General features: G+C 70.2%; 16 protein-coding genes and 1 pseudogene. 8 read left to right on the top strand and 9 right to left on the bottom strand.

Features of this window, described 5'->3' with window-relative positions; genetic code table 11:
• Nucleotides 1-350: 350 nt before the first annotated feature.
• Nucleotides 351-791, top strand: a complete 441-nt coding sequence (locus ACZ3IL_RS09935; protein WP_467388468.1) for a DUF6083 domain-containing protein — start codon at nucleotides 351-353, stop codon at nucleotides 789-791.
• Nucleotides 792-950: 159 nt separating this feature from the next.
• Here the strand turns inward: ACZ3IL_RS09935 and ACZ3IL_RS09930 are convergent.
• Nucleotides 951-1,637 (bottom strand): annotated as a pseudogene (locus tag ACZ3IL_RS09930) (LLM class flavin-dependent oxidoreductase); the annotation flags it as partial.
• Between the two features lie 319 nt (nucleotides 1,638-1,956).
• On the opposite strand from ACZ3IL_RS09930, the gene ACZ3IL_RS09925 reads away from it, so the two are divergent.
• On the top strand, nucleotides 1,957-2,859 hold the full coding sequence (locus tag ACZ3IL_RS09925) for an LLM class flavin-dependent oxidoreductase (RefSeq protein WP_467389270.1): 903 nt from the start codon (nucleotides 1,957-1,959) through the stop codon (nucleotides 2,857-2,859).
• Between the two features lie 421 nt (nucleotides 2,860-3,280).
• On the opposite strand, the gene ACZ3IL_RS09920 is transcribed toward ACZ3IL_RS09925, so the two are convergent.
• The 6 genes from ACZ3IL_RS09920 to ACZ3IL_RS09895 all read right to left on the bottom strand — a co-directional run bounded on the left by ACZ3IL_RS09920 (nucleotide 3,281) and on the right by ACZ3IL_RS09895 (nucleotide 10,626).
• On the bottom strand, nucleotides 3,281-4,204 hold the full coding sequence (locus ACZ3IL_RS09920) for a hypothetical protein (protein ID WP_467388466.1): 924 nt from the start codon (nucleotides 4,202-4,204) through the stop codon (nucleotides 3,281-3,283).
• Between the two features lie 683 nt (nucleotides 4,205-4,887).
• On the bottom strand, nucleotides 4,888-5,823 hold the full coding sequence (locus ACZ3IL_RS09915) for a DUF72 domain-containing protein (RefSeq protein WP_467388464.1): 936 nt from the start codon (nucleotides 5,821-5,823) through the stop codon (nucleotides 4,888-4,890).
• 244 nt (nucleotides 5,824-6,067) lie between these two features.
• The gene (locus ACZ3IL_RS09910) at nucleotides 6,068-6,613 is read right to left on the bottom strand and encodes an RNA 2'-phosphotransferase (protein ID WP_467389268.1); all 546 of its coding nucleotides are present in this window, start codon (nucleotides 6,611-6,613) and stop codon (nucleotides 6,068-6,070) included.
• Between the two features lie 236 nt (nucleotides 6,614-6,849).
• On the bottom strand, nucleotides 6,850-7,782 hold the full coding sequence (locus ACZ3IL_RS09905; protein WP_467388462.1) for a MerR family transcriptional regulator: 933 nt from the start codon (nucleotides 7,780-7,782) through the stop codon (nucleotides 6,850-6,852).
• Nucleotides 7,783-7,990: 208 nt separating this feature from the next.
• The gene (locus ACZ3IL_RS09900) at nucleotides 7,991-9,781 is read right to left on the bottom strand and encodes an SDR family oxidoreductase (protein ID WP_467388460.1); all 1,791 of its coding nucleotides are present in this window, start codon (nucleotides 9,779-9,781) and stop codon (nucleotides 7,991-7,993) included.
• Nucleotides 9,781-10,626, bottom strand: coding sequence for a M24 family metallopeptidase (locus ACZ3IL_RS09895; RefSeq protein ID WP_467388458.1), 846 nt, complete (start codon nucleotides 10,624-10,626; stop codon nucleotides 9,781-9,783). The genes ACZ3IL_RS09900 and ACZ3IL_RS09895 overlap by 1 nt, the downstream gene beginning before the upstream one ends.
• A 261-nt stretch (nucleotides 10,627-10,887) precedes the next feature.
• Between ACZ3IL_RS09895 and ACZ3IL_RS09890 the strand changes: the two genes are divergently transcribed.
• From ACZ3IL_RS09890 to ACZ3IL_RS09875, 4 genes are read left to right on the top strand one after another with little or no spacing between them, the layout of a single operon-like run.
• Nucleotides 10,888-11,862 carry an ABC transporter ATP-binding protein gene (locus ACZ3IL_RS09890; RefSeq protein ID WP_467389266.1) on the top strand — a complete coding sequence of 325 codons (975 nt, stop codon included), beginning with the start codon at nucleotides 10,888-10,890 and terminating at the stop codon, nucleotides 11,860-11,862.
• Nucleotides 11,859-12,770, top strand: coding sequence for an ABC transporter permease (locus tag ACZ3IL_RS09885; protein ID WP_467388456.1), 912 nt, complete (start codon nucleotides 11,859-11,861; stop codon nucleotides 12,768-12,770). Before ACZ3IL_RS09890 ends, ACZ3IL_RS09885 begins: the two co-directional genes overlap by 4 nt.
• 49 nt (nucleotides 12,771-12,819) lie before the next feature.
• Complete coding sequence (locus ACZ3IL_RS09880; protein WP_467388454.1) at nucleotides 12,820-13,731, top strand: ABC transporter ATP-binding protein; 912 nt, start codon at nucleotides 12,820-12,822, stop codon at nucleotides 13,729-13,731.
• 14 nt (nucleotides 13,732-13,745) lie between these two features.
• Complete coding sequence (locus ACZ3IL_RS09875) at nucleotides 13,746-14,465, top strand: ABC transporter permease (RefSeq protein ID WP_467388452.1); 720 nt, start codon at nucleotides 13,746-13,748, stop codon at nucleotides 14,463-14,465.
• A 116-nt stretch (nucleotides 14,466-14,581) separates the two neighbouring features.
• Here the strand turns inward: ACZ3IL_RS09875 and ACZ3IL_RS09870 are convergent, their stop codons facing one another.
• Complete coding sequence (locus tag ACZ3IL_RS09870; protein WP_467388450.1) at nucleotides 14,582-15,916, bottom strand: CynX/NimT family MFS transporter; 1,335 nt, start codon at nucleotides 15,914-15,916, stop codon at nucleotides 14,582-14,584.
• On the bottom strand, nucleotides 15,913-16,593 hold the full coding sequence (locus tag ACZ3IL_RS09865) for a FadR/GntR family transcriptional regulator (RefSeq protein ID WP_467388448.1): 681 nt from the start codon (nucleotides 16,591-16,593) through the stop codon (nucleotides 15,913-15,915). The genes ACZ3IL_RS09870 and ACZ3IL_RS09865 overlap by 4 nt, the downstream gene beginning before the upstream one ends.
• A gap of 123 nt (nucleotides 16,594-16,716) precedes the next feature.
• On the opposite strand from ACZ3IL_RS09865, the gene lpdA reads away from it, so the two are divergent.
• Together lpdA and ACZ3IL_RS09855 are read left to right on the top strand one after the other, a co-directional pair.
• On the top strand, nucleotides 16,717-18,120 hold the full coding sequence (gene lpdA, locus ACZ3IL_RS09860; protein WP_467388446.1) for a dihydrolipoyl dehydrogenase: 1,404 nt from the start codon (nucleotides 16,717-16,719) through the stop codon (nucleotides 18,118-18,120).
• A 103-nt stretch (nucleotides 18,121-18,223) separates the two neighbouring features.
• Entirely contained in the window at nucleotides 18,224-18,883 is a 660-nt protein-coding gene (locus ACZ3IL_RS09855; RefSeq protein WP_467388444.1) for a rhomboid-like protein, read from the top strand.
• Nucleotides 18,884-19,041: the final 158 nt, after the last annotated feature.

Below are 19,041 nucleotides of genomic sequence, written 5' to 3'. Positions count from 1 at the left end.
CCCAGCGGGTTCGGCCGGTACCGGGGGGCGAGGTGTGCGGGGCCGTGGGACGAGATGTGCGGGGCCGTGGGACGAGGCGCGCGGAGCCGTGGGTCGAGATGTGCGGGGCCGGGCGGGAGGACCGGTGGGTGGGGTGTTCGTGTGCGGGGCCGGGCGGAAGGGCCGGCGGGTGGGGTGTTCGTGTGCGGGACGCCCGGACGTGGCCGTAAACATCCGTTCGTTTTCCCGGGAACGGGGAAGATTCTCACGGGCTGACGACATCCCTGGGGGCGGACATGGTCGCGGGTCGGCGGAGCGCGGAGTGCGACTTCTGCGGTGCCCCGTGCGGGACGTGGGTCGCGAGCCTGGGGATGGCCCTCTGCACCGAGTGCGAGCGGACCGGGTCGGACCAGCCCGCGCGGGAACCGGTGCTGGTGGGTGACGTCCTGGCCGGCCTGGCCGGCGCCGTGCCGTACGCGACCCCTTCGGGGAACGCCGTACCGGATGCGCGCGGCCCGTCCTCCACGGTCTGCCGCAGGTGCGGAGCACGGGCCGAGTGGCACCGGACGGTGAGCGGACGCTGGATTCCGGTCGAGCCCGGGGAACTGACGGCCCGCGCCATCCCTGTGGAGATGCGCTGGCATGTGGCGGGCGACGGGACCGCCGTCGGCCCGGGGGCCGCGACGCCTTCCGGCACGTGCCGGATCAGCCACTTCGACGTCTGCCCGACGCGGCCGGCCCCGGTCGGCGCGCCCGTCCTGCTCGCCCTGTGGCGCGGCCACGCCCGCAGGGTGGTGTGGCCGGAGGGGTGAGGAAGGGCGACACGGGCGGGACCGTGCCGGACCGGAATCCCGCCGCGTCACGTCCACGCGCGGGGGCCGGGCGTCCGTCCCCCGGAGCCCCGGGCCGGTGCTGCGGCCACGGGCGGGAGCGGGGGACGGTGCCGGGGCCTCCCGCCGCGGCCCGGTGCCTCAGCCCAGCTGGGACGGGGCTTCCGTGGCGATCCGTTCGAAGACGGCCTGGTCGGCGGCGAAGTCGGAGTCCGGGACCGGCCAGTGGAGGACGATCTCGGTGAAGCCCAGTTCGCGGTGGCGGCCGGCGAAGTCGACGAAGGCGTCCACTGATTCCAGCGGGCGGCCCCGGTCCGGGGTGAACCCGGTGAGCAGGATCTTGTCCAGGCCGGAAGCCTCCCGGCCGGACTCGGCGCAGGCCTTGCCGAGCCTTTCGACCTGGCCGCGCAGGGCCGCCACCGACTGCTCCGGAGTCCCCTCCTCGTACAGCTTCGGGTCGCCGGTCGTCACCCACGCCTGCCCGTACCGCGCGGCCAGCCTCATCCCGCGCGGCCCGGTCGCCGCCACCGCGAACGGAAGCCGCGGGCGCTGGACGCAGCCGGGGATGTTGCGGGCCTCGTCCGCCGCGTAGAACGTGCCCCGGTCCGTCACCGCGTCCTCGGTGAGCAGCCGGTCGAGCAGCGCCACGAACTCGGCGAACCGGTCCGCCCGTTCCTTCGGACTCCACGGCTCCTGGCCGAGCGCGGTGGCGTCGAAGCCGTTGCCGCCCGCACCGATGCCGAGGGTGATCCGCCCGCCGGAGACGTCGTCCAGGGTGATCAGGTCCTTGGCGAGCGTCACCGGGTGCCGGAAGTTCGGTGAGGTCACCCCTCGGCACTTGACCAAGCAGGGCGAGAGCGCCACCGAGAACATCGACATCCTGAGCGAGAACGGCTTCCATGCGTACACGCTCACCAATGACTACGACCCGACCACCTATCCCAGGACCATGCGGCACCCGCAGCCGCCCGTTCGATGCACCACGGTTCCCGAGGAGATGACCGACCTGGTGTTCTCGTGCATCGACGCGGACCACCTCGCGTCTGGGCTTGGGCGGACCGACGGCCGCGCGGCACCGTGCCTGATCAGTGAGGACTCGCCTACGTCGAGTCGAGACCAGGAACGCGCTCGACGTAGGCTCACCGGCATGAGCCTGCGCCTGAGCACCGTGATCCTTCCTGTCGACCGCTGGCACGAGGGTGGCCGCGCCAAGTGGCAGCGCGCCGAGGAACTCGGCCTCCACGCCGCGTACACCTATGACCACCTCTCCTGGCGCAGCTTCCGTGACGGCCCGTGGTTCGGCGCGCTGCCCACCCTCACCGCCGCTGCCACGGCTACGGACCGCTTGCGCCTGGGCACCTTGGTTACGTCGCCAAACTTCAGGCACCCAGTGACGCTCGCCAAGGAACTGATCTCGCTCGACGACGTCTCCGGTGGACGCGTCACCCTCGGCATCGGCGCCGGCGGCAACGGTTTCGACGCCACCGCGCTCGGCCAGGAGCCGTGGAGCCCGAAGGAACGGGCGGACCGGTTCGGCGAGTTCGTGGCGCTGCTCGACCGCCTGCTCACCGAGGGCGCGGTCTCACAGAAGGGCGACTTCTACACGGCCGAGGAGGCCCGCAACCTCCCCGGCTGCGTCCAGCGGCCCCGACTGCCGTTCGCCGTGGCGGCGACCGGCCCACGCGGCCTGAAGCTCGCCGCGCGACATGGGCAGGCGTGGGTGACGACGGGTGACCCGAAGCTGTACGAGGAGGGAACCCCGGAGCAGTCGGTCGAGGCACTGCGCGGGCAGATCGAAAGGCTCGGCAAGGCGTGCGCCGAGGCTGACCGAGACGTGGCCGACCTCGGCAAGATCCTGCTCCACGGCTTCACCCCCGACCGGAATAGGCCGCTGGAGTCCGTAGACGCCTTCGTCGACTTCGCCGGCCGCCACCAGGAGCTCGGCTTCACCGAGATCGTGATCCACTGGCCGATTCCCGACTCCGACTTCGCCGCCGATCAGGCCGTCTTCGAGCGAATTGCAACGGATGGGCTGGCTCAACTCGGTTGACCGCGAGCCACGACTAGCTGCAGCAGAGTCATCGGGCGGATGGCGCAATATACGGTCATGCTCGACGGGGTGATTGATGATGTGGGAGACATTTCGACCAAGCCGCCTGCGACGCCCCTTTTCAGCCGCACGTCTTCGTGAGCGTGCTTGTCCACGTAGTGCCAATCCGCCGCCTCGGACACCCCAAGCATCCCAGAGCCCGCCGACTACGCAGGTGACTCGGAGTCATGAGTAGCCCATCCTGCGCCAAGATGCGATGGGAGCCTGTTGGTACACGCACCGGAATCAGGCACCACGCACAACCCACCCCTACGAAACGTCGGGCATGGTCGATCGGGACCAACAAGACCCACCTGACCGCCAGGATTACGAGCAACCAGCTCATGTATGCATAGCGACCCCAGAGGCGCCAGCGAGGATTTCAGCTTCGCCGCGCGAACGGAGCAGATGTCACGATCGGCATGACGCCCTCGCTCGGGTTCCACGCGAAGGATCGCGGTTTCCTGTTTTCGATCCAGGCATTGAAAGCGAGAATATAGGTGGCGATCTGCCCTTTAGCGATATCGCGAGTGGCATGAATCTTTACTCGACCAGCATCACTGGCAGCCTTGGCGGCAATGCTTTCGATCGCCCTCTTTTTCATTGCTTCGCGCAAGTTCAATCGAGGATCATTCCCGGGTAGCATCGCACCCGTAATGAGACCCTCCTCCCAGCTCCCCCATTGCGCATCAGAGAGATCCTTGCGTTCACGCTTAGTGATGTAAGCGCTAGCGGCGGCAGCAGAGGGGGTGATTTGAATCGCCTTCCAGAGGCGAAGGCCGAAGTTCGTGGCCTCCTCAATGCCGGGCATCTCCTTGACCAACGCTAGGTGCTCTTCGTTGGTCATGCTGCTACTGGAGGAAGAGAAACTGTTCGCATCATAGGAGGCAACCAGCTTGATCGTAGCGGCAAGCGTAGCGGTGTTTTTATGGCCGGCGATGCTTAGAGAATTTGCGGCACTTCGATGGTAGTTGATGTCCAAGACCGCGAAGCATTCCGCTGGAACGTCATGGAAAACCGGAAGCCAGATCGGGATATCGCCGGCCGCAATAGCCATGAGGCGGTGCTGCCCATCGATCAAATTATCGTCAGGGTCGAACGCAATTCCCTGATGCGTGAGCTTCCAACGCCCCTCGTCAATCGCTTTTCTCCACTGCTTCACTTTCGCAGTGGAGATGGGGCGATTGTGCTTGACGTTGCGCTTCAACCATTCCCTTGCCAATTGGGGTGTGACAAGGGTAAGTGTCATCTTGATCTCCGCTGGCGGCGTCAAGCCACTGCCCAGTGAGAGCTGTCGACTGGTCATGAGAGGGATAGTACACGGCCAGGCGGGTGATAGACGTCGAGCTGGCACCTAAATGAATAGAAAGCGTTGTCGATTATTTCAATTTTTCGATCAAGTAATCGATTTAATGAGTCGCCGCTGGCGCTGGTCTCATTCACTTGCCTGCCGCAGCACCAATCGAGGTGAGGTCAACGCGATGGCACCCTCTGTGCCGGTTGGCGGTCATGGGCAGTAGTCGATGCACCGCTTCGAACAAGCAAGGAACCTGGTCCGACAGGGGAGGGCGCGGCGCGGACTCGGTGTCAGCGCTCGGGCTTGACGCGCTATGTCGTAACGCCCCGGGAGATTGGGGATGCTTAGCGAGAGGTGCCACAGCATGTCGGCGCGGCAGGCATGACGATACGAATGAGCGGCGCTTACCTCCGAGCCGATCGAGTCCATATCATCCCGTGATGCGCGAACGAGCCTTGACTGACGTGATGAGGGTGCCCAGGCGGATGTCCCGCGTCACCGCCGCGGCGGCCGTGAGGGTGGGAGGATCACGGTGCTCAGACGCATGGCCGCGACGATACGCGAGCTTCTCGCCGCCAGAGAGGTGCCGACGGAGTGGGGACGGGGTGCTTCGGTGCGTCCCCGGGTGCCCCGGTGCGGTGGGAGGGCCGTCACCTTCCGTCCTCGCAGCCCGGGCATCCTCTGTCCTGCTGTTACCCGTCTTCCCGTTCCCCGTCTCTCTGCTCCCCATCTTCCCGTTCCGTTCCGGCGGGCTCCGGGAGACCGAGCAGGCGTCGCATCGACTCCGCGGCGCGCACGGCGGCATCGCCACAGCAGTTGTTGAAGAGGACGTGCACCTCTTGTGCCCGTTCGGCCATGTCGTGGATTCGGGGCACCCACTCGGAGAGTTCCTCGGGCGTGTAGGAGTGACGGAACTTCTCTTCCTTGGTGCCGGTGCCCCACGCGCTGTTCCGGCCGTGGAAGCGCACCAGGGCCAGTTCCGGAGAGGTGACCCGTATGACCGGGGGTACGGACAGGGGAAGCGTCTGCACCATGTCCACGGCCACGGCCGCCGTCTCCAGCTCCGTCAGGAGGGCGGCCGTCGCGTCGGCGTTCCGCCCGCGCCACCAGTCGGGGTGCCGGAACTCCACGGCCATCGGCCATCCCGCGGCGCGCTCACGGCAGCGGCGCAGGAACTCCACCGCCGGCCTCTCCGGCACGAACCGTGCGGGGAACTGGAACAGCAGCGTTCCCAGTCGGCCGGCGTCGCGCAGGGGTTCGAGGGCCGCGCTGTACCGGTTCCACACCTCGTCGAGCAGCCCCGGGTCGGTGTCCGTGTGCTCCCGCCGCTGCCGCGCGAGAGCCGGGCGCAGGTCGGCGGGGAGCGCCTCGGGCCGGGTCGGGTGCCCGGTGAGCAGGGAGAACGCCTTCACGTCGAACCGGAACCCCTCCGGGGTGCGTTCGGCCCACAGGAGACTGTTGCGGGTGCTGGGCAGCCCGTAATAGGTGGAGTCCACCTCCGCCACCGGGAAGCGCGTGGCGTAGTGCCGCAGCCTGCCCTCCGCGTCGCGACGTCCTCTCGGGTACCAGCCGCTGGACACCAGCGCCTTGTCCGTCCACGAGCAGGTTCCGACCCGGATCTCTCCCATGCGGCCAGTCTTCCCCGGAAGCGGTGGGGGATTCGTCCGGCACGCGGTGGCGGATCTGCCCCGGGGGCGGTGACGGGGTCGTCCCGGATACGACGACGGGCGGGGGCCGGTGCCACCGACCCGCTGATGCCGGCTCCCCGGAAGCACCGCGGCCGGACCCCGTCCGGGCCGCCACCGATGTCCTGTCCGGCCCGGCTTCCGCCGCGGTCGGCGCCCGACCGGCCTCTGGCGGCTCCGTCGGTCGTCAGGCGGCTTTTCGGTGAAGGAACTCCGGCGGTACGGCGTCGGTCAGCCAGACGCCGTTGGCGCTGACGCGGAAGACGTACCCGACCCGGTGCATGGCGCCGGCGTCGACGCTCAGCACGACCGGCCGCCCCCGGCGCGCACCGACCCGGGTCGCGGTCTCCCGGTCGGGGGAGAGGTGCACGTGGTGGCGCGCCATGGGGCGCAGCCCCTCCTCCAGGATCGAGGGCAACCGGCCCGCGACCGTACCGTGGTAGAGGTACGCGGGCGGTTTGGCCGCCGGAAGCCCCAGGTCCACCGGGACGGTGTGGCCCTGACTGGCCCGGATGCGGGTGCCCTCGATCGCGAAGCGCTTCTTGTCGTTGGTGGCGACGACGTGCTCGAGTTCGTCGCGGGTGATCGGGAAGCCGTGCTCGGCCGTGGCCCGCAGCAGGGTGCCGATCTCGGTCCAGCCCTGTGCGTCGAGTGCCAGTCCGATGCGTTCCGGCTGGTGCCTCAGGTGCTTGGAGAGGTACTTCGAGACCTTCACCGTGCGCTGTTCGTCCAGGGGACGGCGTCTCCCCGCACGCTGTTCCCCGCTCTTCCGCTCCCCGAGGCGCCGTTCCCCGGGCTGTCGTTCCCCGGGCTGTCGTGAGGTCATGTCCGTCAGGATGCCGAGGACCGGGTCAACTCGGCCAATGATTTCCGGTGAGCAGGTTTGATCCACAGCCGGAGCGAGTTATCCACAGAATGTTCGGCCTCTCTGTGGACAACCGCGCCGCACTTTCGGCGCAATAAGGCAATTTACCCCCCTGTGGATTGTTTTGAGGCAAGTGAGTCCAATGCCCTCTTATGTACTTCTCGTTCCGTGGCGGCCGTGACGAAGGCCGCGACCCCCTCCACCCCTACCAGGCTCTGCACGGCCCGGACCGTCCCGGCGGGCAGGGCCACCGGACGCGGCTCGTCGTCGTTCGAGGGGGACGACGTGTCCCGCGACAGATGGATCTGGAGGTGCCGGGTGGCGAACAGGCGCATCGCCCGTGCCAGTTCGGCGTCGACCGTCTGCTGGGCGAGTGGTCTCAGCCGCCGCACCATCGTCGCGGCCTCGTCCGCGTCGGCGTCCGACGGAGGCCGGTGCTCCAGGTACCGCGCGAAGACGTGCTCGGTCGTGAACTCCAGGAACCGGGCGGCGATGTGCTCCACCTGGCCCCGGAGCTCCTTCAGGTGCCCGGTGATCGCCGGCAGCGGGACACCGGCCGCGTGCAGCTCGGCCGCCACCGCCAGCTCCTGCGGGCTGGGCACGAGGTATTCCTCCGTCTCCCCGCCCGGAATCCGTTCCAGCACGCCCAGCTCCACGGCCTCCCGGACAGCCTCCTCGTCCGGTGCGCCGCCGAAGCGGGCGTCCAGCTCCGCGCGCGATATCCGGGCGGCCTCCTCGTCCGTCCACGGTCCGTGGACCTCGGCGACCAGACCGAGCACCCCGCCGAGTCCCCGGCCGGCGTCCCACGCCTCCAGGAGTTCCTTGATCGAGGCCAGGGTGTAACCCCGGTCGAGGAGGTCGGTGATCTGCCGGAGCCGCGCGAGGTGCGCGTCCCCGTAGACGTTCGACCTGCCCCGCCGTTCGGGCCGGGGCAGCAGGCCTCGGTCCTGATAGGCGCGGATCGTCCGCACCGTGGCCCCGCTGTGATGGGCGAGATCCTCGATCCGGTACTCCGGCTGTGCTGACTGCTCGGACAAACCCGCTCCCACCGACCGCGTCCTTCACCCCACCGTCGCGAGGCCCTTCCTGCGAGGGATCGTACGGCTGGCTCCCCCGGCCCCGACCGCTGCGGCCCCGGCCCCGCTCCCTGCCTGCTCCCGGCCCCACCCGGTGCCGACTTCGCTCCCCGCTTCCCCTTCGCCCCCGTCCCCAGCCCGGCCTGGCTCAGCCCAACCCGGTCCGGCCCTACATAGGCGGCTGCCACCGGGCGAGGGTCCGCAGGACGCCCGGGCTCAGGCGGGACAGGAAACGGATGCCCCGGGCTTCGGGGGACACCGGGACCACGGCCCGGTCGTTCAGGACGGCCTCCAGGATCGCGTCCGCGACCTTCTCCGGCGGGTAGTTCCGCAGGTCGTACAGCCGGGCCGCCTTCCTCTGCCGCCGCTTCTCCTCCGCGCGGTCCGAGACTCCGGCGAACCGCGTGGTCGCCGTGATGTTGGTGTTGACGATGCCGGGGCATATCGCGGAGACCCCGATGCCCTGACCGGCCAGCTCGGCGCGCAGGCACTCGCTGAGCATCAGGACGGCCGCCTTCGACGTGCTGTAGGCGGGCAGGGTCCGGGAGGGCTGGAACGCGGCGACGGAGGAGGTGTTCACGATGTGACCGCCCTGGCCCCGTGCGGTCATCCGCGCACCGAAGAACCGGCATCCGTGGATCACCCCCCACAGGTTGACGTCCAGGACCCGCTTCCACTCCTCGCTCGACGTCTCGAAGAAGGGGCCTGCGAGTCCGATGCCCGCGTTGTTGACCAGGACGTCGACGACTCCGTACTCGTCCGTCACCTTGGCGGCCAGCTTCTCCATCGCCTGCTCGTCGGCGACGTCGACCACCTCGCTCCACGCCTCCGGAGCGCCGATCAGGCGCGCCATCTCCGCCGTACGGACAGCCCCCTCGGCGTCCCGGTCCACGCACACGACCCGGGCGCCGGCCTCCGCGAAGGCGAAGGCGGTGGCCCGTCCGATACCGCTGGCGGCCCCGGTGACCAGGACGAGCCGGCCACCGAACCGCTCCGTGTACTCCGCCCTCACTCCGTTCTTCGCCGCCACCGGAACCGGCTTCGGCGCCCCGGCGGCCGGTTCCTCGTGGGCCCGGACGAAATCGGCGATCCAGGAGGACAGCTGGTCCGGCCGGGTGCGCGGAACCCAGTGCTTGGCGGGCAGGGTGCGCCGGGTCAGCTCCGGGACCCAGGTGCCGAGGTCGTCGTGGAGACGCTCGGAGAGGAAGGCGTCACCGGTCGGAACGATCAGCTGTACGGGCGCGTGCGCGTAGGCGTCGGTGCGCGGCCGGCGCAGCCGTGCGCGGACGTTGTCCCGGTAGAGCCAGGCACCGTGCGCGGCGTCGTCCGGCAGCGAGGACGTCGGGTAGTCGCCGGCCGGGACCTTCTCCACCCGCTCCAGGATTTTCGGCCAGCGTCTGCCGAGCGGTCCGCGCCAGGCCAGCTCCGGCAGCACCGGCGTGTGCAGCATGTACACGTACCAGGATTTGGCGCCCTGGCCGAGGAGCTGTCCGACCCGGCGCGGGGTGGGCCGGGTCAGCCGCTTGTTGATCCAGTGCCCGAAGTGGTCGAGGGAGGGACCCGACATCGAGGTGAAGGAGGCGATCCGGCCCTCGGTGCGGGGCACGGTGACGAACTCCCAGGACTGCACCGACCCCCAGTCGTGGCCGACGAGGTGGACCGGCCGGTCGGGACTGACCGCGTCGGCGACCGCGAGGAAGTCGTCCGTCAGCTTCTCCAGGGTGAAACCGCCGCGCAGCGGGACCGGCGCCGACGACCGGCCGTGCCCCCGGACGTCGTACAGCACCACGTGGAACTCCCCGGCCAGCCGCTCCGCGACCTCCGACCACACCTCCTTGGAGTCCGGGTAGCCGTGCACGAGCAGGACGGTCGGCCGGTCCGGGTCACCGAGTTCGGCGACGCACAGTTCGACCCCACCCGTACGGACCCGGCGCTCCCGCGCCCCGTTGAGCCCCGCCATCAGACCGCTCCCTCGTTCCAGCGCCGCACGTGCGGCAGATCGTCGTCCAGCCAGAACGCGCTCTGTTCCGGGTCCCGGGAGTCGGTGACGACCAGGATCTCCTCGAACTTCGCGCCCGTACCCCGGAACCCGAGGTGCGGCTCGACCGCCCACAGCCCCGGTGCGGGCGGGTGGTCGGAGAACTTGTACGGGGACCAGAGCGGCGACCAGCCGTCCCGGTGCCCGCGTACGGCATCGCTCGCCAGGCCTTTGAGCGCCTGGGTGCCGAAGCCGAAGAGCGTCGGTGTCCAGCGGCGCTCCCGCACCCGGTCGATCTTGTGGGCGATGACGCCGAAGGGGTAGGCGCGGTGCCGGTTCGCGTACCCCTGGCGGATCATGAGCCGGTCCACGTCCTCGTATATCTCGCGCAGCGTGCGGCGCTCGCGGACTTCTTCCAGGATCAGCGTGCGGTGTTCCGCCAGGTCGGCGAGCAGCTTGTCGTGCAGGGGGTTGGGACCCAGGCAGCCGCTGTAGCCGACATCGGCCGTGTAGCCCTTGTGGACCGGCGCCATGTCGAGGACGAAGGGCATCCCGGGCTCCAGCCGCCGGTTCGTCGGGAAGAACTGGAGGGGGACCTTGAAGTCCACGAAGGCGGTGCGGTCCCCGAACCAGGCGAACGGCCGGTGGAACCAGTCCCTGACCCCCCGCTCGTGCAGCCACTCCCGCTGCATCCGTGCGGCCTCGCGCTCGGTCACGCCCGGCTTCAGCCGGGCCGCGACGGCTTCCGCGCATGCGTAGGAGAGCCGCTGTACCTCCTTGAATCCCCGCAGTTCCGCGGAGAGTTCACGTGTTGCCGCCGCTGCCATGCCGCCCGCCGTCCCGTGTGAGCGCCTGACAGCGCCGTGCGTTCCTAACTTGACATCAATGAATGTGACAATGCTCGGCGGCTGCGTCAAGGGGGTGGGCGGCGGCCTGTGGAAAAGTCCGCCGTGAGAGGTGCGGGAGCCCGGCGGAAAAAGACTTTCGTCGTTCCGCCCCTACGGGCTTGTACTCCTCTGGTCGGAGAGAGGTCGAGCCGTTGGTCTGACGACCGGTGTGGCCCACACCACTACCGTCGAAGCGTGACTGTGATCGCGACCGAAAGCCTCAGCAAGCGGTTCCCCCGGGTGACCGCTCTCGACCGGCTCTCCCTGGACATCGGGCCCGGTGTGACCGGACTTGTGGGTGCCAACGGAGCCGGCAAGTCCACGATGATCAAGATCCTGCTCGGACTCTCCCCCGCCACGGAGGGCCGCGCGGAGGTCCTGGGCCTCGACGTCCGGACCTCCGGCGCCCAGATCCGCGAACGCGTGGGATACATGCCCGAGCACGACTGCCTCCCCCCGGACGTCTCGGCCACCGAGTTCGTCGTCCACATGGCGCGCATGTCCGGGCTGCCCGCGACCGCCGCCCGCGAACGGACGGCCGACACCCTGCGCCACGTCGGGCTGTACGAGGAGCGCTACCGCCCCATCGGCGGGTACTCGACCGGCATGAAGCAGCGGGTGAAGCTCGCCCAGGCGCTGGTCCACGACCCGAAGCTGGTCCTCCTCGACGAGCCGACCAACGGCCTCGACCCGGTCGGCCGGGACGAGATGCTCGGACTGATCCGCCGGGTCTGGACCGACTTCGGCATCTCCGTCCTCGTCACCTCCCACCTCCTCGGTGAGCTGGAGCGCACCTGCGACCACGTCGTCGTCATCGACGGCGGGCGGCTCCTCCGCTCCAGCTCCACCAGCGACTTCACCCGGATCACCACGACCCTCGCGGTCGAGGTGACCGACTCCGACACGCATCCGGACGGTACGGCGGCGCTCCGCACGGCACTCGCCGCGGCGGGCGTCACCCTCCACCCGGGCACGGAGGACGGCCTGCCCGGTGCCGGTCACATCCTGCTCCTGGAGGCGGCGGGCGAGGAGACGTACGACCTCGTGCGCGACACCGTCGCCGACCTCGGTCTCGGTCTCGTCCGCATGGAGCAGCGCCGCCACCACATCGCCGAGGTCTTCCGCCCGGAAGCCGCCGCGGCGTCCACACCGCACGAGGAGGTGCCGGCCCGATGAGCACCCAGGCTCCCCAGCCCTCCCAGGCCGCTCCCGACACGACCCGCATCCACAACATCGGCTACCGGTCCTACGACGGCCCTCGCCTGGGCCGGTCGTACGCGCGCCGCTCGCTCTTCTCGCAGTCGCTGCGCGGCGCGTACGGACTGGGCCGCAGTGCCAAGTCCAAGGTGCTGCCGATGCTGCTCGCCGGTGTGATGTGCGCCCCCGCGCTGATCATCGTCGCGGTCGCGGTGGTCACGAAGCAGAGCCGGCTCTCGATCGAGTACACGCAGTACGCGATCTTCCTCCAGGTCGTCATCGGCATCTACCTGGCCTCCCAGGCCCCCCAGTCCGTCTCCCGCGACCTCCGGTTCAGGACCGTGCCGCTGTACTTCTGCCGTCCGATCGAGCGCGCGGACTACGTGCTCGCCAAGTTCGGCGCGATGGCCTCGGCGCTCTTCATCCTGACCGCCGTCCCGCTGCTGATCCTCTGGATCGGCTCCCTGCTGGCCAAGATGGACTTCGCCGAGCAGACCAAAATGTTCGGCCAGGGCCTGACCTCCGTGGCGCTGCTGTCACTGCTCTTCGGCGGCATCGGCCTGGTCATGGCGGCCCTCACCCCGCGCCGGGGCTTCGGGGTCGCCGCCGTCATCGCCACGCTGACGATCTCGTACGGAGCGGTCTCCACCCTCCAGGGCATCGCGTACGGCACGGACAACCCGGGCGCCATCGAGTGGCTGGGCCTCTTCTCACCGATCACGCTCATCGACGGGGTGCAGACCGCCTTCCTCGGAGCTCCCTCCTCCTTCCCCGGCGGCGACGGACCGGACGCCGCCGTCGGAGTGGTCTACCTCCTGGTCGTCCTCGCGCTCGTGGCCGCCTCGTACGGCATCCTGATGCGCCGTTACCGAAAGGTCGGACTGTGACCGCGCTTCCGTCGCCCGCCACCACCCCTCAAAGGAATGGGCAGCGCCCATGAGCACCCTTCACATCGACCACGTCTCCCGCTGGTTCGGAAACGTCGTGGCCGTGAACGACGTCACCATGGCGGTGGGCCCCGGCGTCACCGGCCTCCTCGGACCCAACGGCGCCGGAAAGTCCACCCTGATCAACATGATGGGCGGCTTCCTCGACCCCTCCACCGGCACCGTCACCCTCGACGGGCGGACGATCTGGGGGAACGAGTCGGTCTACCGCGAGATCGGCGTCGTGCCCGAACGGGAGGCGATGTACGACTTCCTCACGGGCCGCGAATTCGTCCTGGCCAACGCGGAACTGCAGGGCCTCGGCGCCGTGGAGGCCCAGCGGGCCCTGGCCACGGTCGAGATGGAGTACGCGCAGGACCGCAAGATCTCCACGTACAGCAAGGGCATGCGGCAGCGCGTGAAGATGGCCTCGGCCCTCGTCCACGACCCGTCCGTGCTCCTGCTCGACGAGCCGTTCAACGGCATGGACCCGCGCCAGCGCATGCAGCTGATGGACCTGCTGCGGCGGATGGGCGCGGACGGCCGCACGGTCCTGTTCTCCTCGCACATCCTGGAGGAGGTGGAGCAGCTCGCCTCCCACATCGAGGTGATCGTGGCCGGCCGGCACGCGGCTTCGGGCGACTTCCGCAAGATCCGCCGCCTGATGACGGACCGGCCGCACCGCTACCTCGTCCGCTCCAGCGACGACCGGGCCCTCGCCGCGGCGCTGATCGCCGACCCGTCCACGGCCGGCATCGAGGTCGACCACGTGGAGGGCGGACTGCGCGTCCAGGCGGTCGACTTCGGGCGGTTCACGGAACTGCTTCCGAAGGTCGCGCGCGAGCGGGGGGTCCGTCTCCTGACGGTCTCGCCCTCGGACGAGTCCCTGGAATCGGTCTTCTCTTACCTCGTCGCGGCCTGAAAGGAGCCTGACCGATGTACAACCCCACAGTCGCCCGGCTCACCTACCGGGCCCTCCTCGGCCGCCGCAGGGCCCTGATCCTCTTCCTGCTGCCCGCACTGCTGCTGGTCATCGCGGTCGCGGTCCGCATGTTCAACGGCGCGGACGACCAAGTGGCGGCCGACGTCCTCGGCGGCTTCGCGCTCGCCACGATGGTCCCGCTGATCGGCGTCATCGCCGGCACGGGCGCCATCGGCCCCGAGATCGACGACGGCTCCATCGTCTACCTGCTCTCCAAGCCGGTGAAGCGGCCCACGATCATCTTCACGAAGCTGATCGTGGCGATCGCGGTGACGATGGTCTTCTCTGCGGTGCCGACCCTGATCGCCGGCCTCGTCCTCAACGGCAACGGCCAGCAGGTGGCGGTGGCGTACACGGTGGCCGCGCTCGTGGCCTCCATCGCGTACAGCGCGCTGTTCCTGCTCCTCGGCACGGTCAGCCGGCACGCCGTGGTGATCGGCCTGGTCTACGCCCTGGTGTGGGAGGCCCTGTTCGGCTCCCTGATCGCGGGCGCCCGCACCCTGAGCGTCCAGCAGTGGGCCCTCGCCCTCGCCGAGAAGGTCACCGGCGACGGCCTGGTCACCTCCGAGGTCGGGCTTCCCACGGCGGCGGTGCTCCTCGCGGTGGTCACGGTCGCGGCGACCTGGTTCGCGGGCCAGAAGCTCCGCAGACTGACCCTGGCGGGCGAGGAGTAGGCCCACCGGGCCACGGGAGCGGTACGGCTCCGAGGGGAGGGGCCCCGGTTCCGGCAGGCCCTTCCCGGAACCGTCCCGCTCCTCCCGCACCGGGGCCCGGCCGTAGCTCCCGGCCCTCAGACCGTACGGTTCCGGGCCGCGAGGAGGCCCACGACGAGGGCCGCGACGCAGACGCCGAGGACTCCGCAGAGCGGCGGGGTCCAGGAGCCGGTGGCCTGGTGGAGGGCACCGGCCGCCGGCGGGCCCGCGGCGGCGAGGAGGTAGCCGACCGTCTGGGCCATTCCGGAGAGCCCGGCGGCGGTCGCCGCGTCCCCGGAGCGCAGCACGATCAGGGTCAGGGCGAGACCGACCGCCCCGCCCTGGCCCACCCCGAGGGCCGCAGACCAGAGCCAGGCCCCTTCCACCGGTGCCGCCATCAGACCGGCGTATCCGCCCGCGACCAGCACGGTGACGAACACGACCAGCGGACGCTGGCTCCGCATCCGGCCCGCGAGCAACGGCACCAGGAAGGCGCCCGCCACCTGGACCAGGTTGTTGAAGGCGAAGACCATGCCCGCCGTGGAGCGGTCCATCCCGTGGTCGGTGAAGATCGTCGGCATCCAGGCGATCAGCACGTACGTCCAGAGCGACTGCAGGCCCATGAAGAGCGTGACCTGCCAGGCGAGGGTCGAGCGCCAGACGCTCACCGGGCGGGAGCCCCCGGCCGGGACGGCCCGTACCTCGTGGCCGGTACGGCCCCGGGCGATCAGCACCTGCGGAAGCCAGGCGACCGCCGCCACCCCGGCGAGCAGCGACCAGAAGCCGAGGGAGGCCTGCCAGCCGCCGCCGAGAGCATTCTCCAGGGGCACGGCCGCCGCCGCGGCCACCGTGGCGCCCGCGATCATCGCGCCCGTGTACACCGAGGTCATCGACGCGGCCCGGTCCGGGAAGTCGCGCTTGATCAGGCCCGGCATGAGCACGTTGAGGAGGGCGATCGCCGTCCCGACGAGGATTCCGCCGCCGTACAGCGCGTACACGGACGGCAGGACGCGCACGAGGATGCCGGCGCCGAGCAGGAGGAGGGCCGCGAACAGCACGGGCTCGGCGCCGAACCGGCGTCCCAGCCTCGGCGCCACCACCGCGCCCGCGCCCAGGAAGAGCACCGGCACCGCCGTCACGAGCGAACTCGCCGTGGCGGAGAGTCCGAAGCCGGCGGATATCTCCCCGGCCAGGGGGGCCACGCTCGCCAGGGCGGCCCGCATGTTGAGCGAGGCCAGCACGATCCCGGTGAGGAGCAGTACCGGGTGCGCGAGCAGGGCGCGCCGTGCCGCCGTCCCCGTCGCCGAGGGCCGTGCCCCGGCCTCGGCGTCGACGAGCACGGGCGGCGGGGAGCCCTCCGCGGCCACCGGTGCCGGGGAGGCCTCCGTGCCCGCGCGTGCCGGGGAGTCTCCCGTACGTGCCGCGGTGCTCATCGGCCCTCTCCCGTCAGCCCCGCCACCGCTTCCAGCGGTGCCCGCAGCAGCTCGCGGGCCCGGTGTTCGGCCGTGTCCGGGTCGCCCTCCTCGATCGCCGCCACGAGGGCCTCGTGGGCGTCGATGTCGACCGGCGGCATCTCCCGGTCGCCCAGGGCCGCCACCAGGACCTCGTGCACCTGGGTGGAGAAGAAGCGGTACACCTCCACGAAGGCCGCGTTGTGGGTGGCGCCGACGACGGCCATGTGGAAGGCGAGGTCCGCGTCCGCGTCCCGGTCGCCCTCCTCCCGCAGGGAGGTCAGGGCCGCCCGCAGCCGCAGCAGGTCATGGGTGTCGCGCCGTGCGGCCGCGAGCCGGGCCGCTTCGGCCTCCAGGGCGACCCGCAGTTCGAGGACGTCGGCCGCGCCCGCGTGGCGGACTCCGCGCAGGACGGCCGCCGGGTCGGCGGTGGACCTGACGAAGGTGCCGTTGCCCTGGCGGGACTCCAGGAGTCCGGCGTGGACGAGGACCCGGACGGCCTCGCGGACCGTGTTGCGGCCCACTCCCAGCTGCTGCGCGAGTTCGTGTTCGGTGGGAACGCGGTCGCCGACCGCCCACTCCCCGTTCGCGAGCTGACCGCGCAGCTGTTCCACCACGGAGTCCACCAGCGAGGTCCGCCCCGCCGCCCTGAGAGCCATGCCGTTCCGACCTTTCCACCTGCCCGATTGCCCGGTCATCCTACAACTGACCCGCCCGGGAACACGGGACTACTGTGGGGCCGTACGCGGACGGAACACCCTCACCACCCTCGGGAGTCAGTCATGTCAGACCGCTTCGACGTCGTCGTACTCGGAGCTGGCCCCGGCGGCTACGTCGCCGCCATCCGCGCGGCCCAGCTGGGCAAGCGGGTCGCGGTCGTCGAGGAGAAGTACTGGGGCGGTGTCTGCCTGAACGTCGGCTGCATCCCCACCAAGGCACTGCTGCGCAACGCCGAACTCGCCCACATCTTCCACCACGAGGCGAAGACCTTCGGGATCAAGGTCGACGGCACCGTCTCCTTCGACTACACGGAGGCGTTCCGCCGCAGCCGCACGGTCGCGGACGGCCGCGTCAAGGGCGTCCACTTCCTGATGAAGAAGAACGGGATCACCGAGTTCAGCGGCCGGGGCACCTTCCTCGACGCGAACACCCTCCAGGTGGCCAAGGCCGACGGCACCTCGGAGACGATCACCTTCGACAACTGCGTCATCGCCACCGGCGCCTCCCCGCGGATGCTCCCCGGCACCTCGCTGAGCGACCGCGTCGTCTCGTACGAGCAGCAGATCCTCGCCGAGGACGCCCCCGAGTCGATCGTCATCGCCGGCGCCGGCGCCATCGGCATCGAGTTCGCGTACGTGCTGAACAACTACGGCACCAAGGTCACGATCGTCGAGTTCCTCGACCGCATCGCGCCGCTGGAGGACGAGGAGGTCTCCAAGGAGCTCGCGAAGCAGTACCGCAAGCTCGGCATCGACGTCCTGACCTCCACCCGCGTCGAGACCATCGACGAGTCGGGCCCGCGGGTCCGCGTCACGGTCACCGGCAAGGACGGCGCCCAGAAGGTCCTGGAGGCCGACAAGGTCCTCCAGGCCATCGGCTTCGCGCCGAACGTCACCGGCTACGGACTGGAGAACACCGGCGTCGCGCTGACCGAGCGCGGTGCGATCGACGTCGACGGCCGCTGCCGCACCTCCGTGCCGCACATCTACGCCATCGGTGACGTCACGGCGAAGCTGATGCTCGCGCACACCGCCGAGGCCATGGGCGTCATCGCGGCCGAGACCATCGGGGACGCCGAGACGATGGAGCTCGACTACCCGATGATCCCGCGCGCGACCTACTGCCAGCCGCAGATCGCCAGCTTCGGCTGGACCGAGGCGCAGGCCCGTGAGAAGGGCTTCGACGTCAAGGTCGCCAAGTTCCCGTTCGTCGCGAACGGCAAGGCGCACGGCCTCGGCGACGCCACCGGCTTCGTCAAGATCGTCGCGGACGGGAAGTACGGCGAGATCATCGGCGCCCACCTGATCGGCCCCGACGTCACCGAGCTGCTGCCCGAGCTGACCCTGGCCCAGCAGTGGGACCTCACCGTCCACGAGGTCGCCCGCAACGTCCACGCGCACCCGACCCTGGGCGAGGCCGTCAAGGAGGCGATCCACGGGATCGCCGGGCACATGATCAACTTCTGAGGTCCTCCCGGCCGGGGAGCTCCTCCGCGGGGCCGGAAGGTTTCTTCCGGCACCCGCAGGTTGCTCCCCGGACCGGACGGGTCCGGGTGATAGGCACGGGGAGGTGCCGACCGAAACCCCTCCGGGTGGCGAACCGTCCCGGCCGATCAGGTCCTGGGTGCGTTCGTCTCCCGGTACACACGTGTGGCTGGCGATCATCGCGCTCACCAGCCTCGTCATCGCGCTCTCCCCGGCGGCCGTGGACACCTACCTCCTCCACCGCAACAGCAGCAATCTCCACCAGCTCGCGCACCACCCCGTACGGGCCCTGCTCGCCAGCGCGTTCTGGATCGAGCACCCGGCGGACGTCCTGCTGTACGCGGTGCTCTTCGAGGTCCTGCACGCACCCGTGGAGCGGTGGCTCGGCACCCTGAAGTGGTTCGTCGTCGTCGCCGTCGGGCACATCGGGGCGACGCTCGTCAGCCAGCAGGTGGTCCTGGCGGCCATCCGCCTCCACGACGTGCCGCGCAGCATGGCGCACGTCGTGGACATCGGGGTGAGCTACGGTCTCGCCGCCTCGGCCGGCGTCCTCACCTACCGGCTCGCCCGCCCCTGGCGGCCGTTCCACCTCGCGGCGGCGGTCACGTTCTTCGCCGTCCCGCTCGTCACCGACCGCACGTACACCGACCTGGGGCACGTGGTCTCGCTTGCCGCCGGCCTCGCCTGCCGTCCGCTGACGCGCGGAAAACCGGTCGCTCCCCACCGCCCGCCCGGCGCACACTAGTCGCACGGGGGGCACGGGGGACCTCCCGAAAGGGAGGGGCGGCCGCTTCGAGCGCGTGGACCGCGGTCCACGCGGGCCGCCCCTCCTTGTCCGTGTTCCGGGCCGCCGGGCCCCGGTCCGTCCGTCCGGAGCTGCCGGTTCCGTTCCGGACCGTCAGT

It is taken from the genome of Streptomyces sp. NPDC014907 (assembly GCF_055562975.1).
The sequence above is the reverse complement of the archived record's forward strand: the minus strand, read 5'-3'. Positions and strand labels throughout refer to the sequence as shown.